1 protein-coding gene is annotated in these 242 nt (G+C 41.3%); it reads left to right on the plus strand.

Annotation, left to right across the window (positions count from 1 at the left end; genetic code table 11):
* Positions 1-17: 17 nt before the first annotated feature.
* A partial coding sequence (locus tag KK060_RS24965) for a tetraacyldisaccharide 4'-kinase (protein WP_254158021.1) occupies positions 18-242 on the plus strand: 225 nt, incomplete at its 3' end.

Consider the following 242-nt stretch of genomic DNA (forward strand, 5'->3'; position numbering starts at 1 on the left):
GCCTGTTCCTGATAATAATGAGGAACAGGCTGTTCGATAGGAACATACTTAAATCTGCAACATTTAATTTTCCTGTTATTTGTATTGGTAACCTTGCCGTTGGCGGTACAGGAAAATCTCCAATGGTTGAGTACCTTGTTCAATTACTGCATCCACAATTTAAAATTGCCACCCTAAGCCGTGGGTATAAACGCAAAACAAAAGGTTATGCTCTGGCGAGTGAACAAACTACCGCGTTGGAG

It is taken from the genome of Chryseosolibacter indicum, assembly GCF_018598585.1.
Classification (GTDB): domain Bacteria; phylum Bacteroidota; class Bacteroidia; order Cytophagales; family Cyclobacteriaceae; genus Chryseosolibacter; species Chryseosolibacter indicus.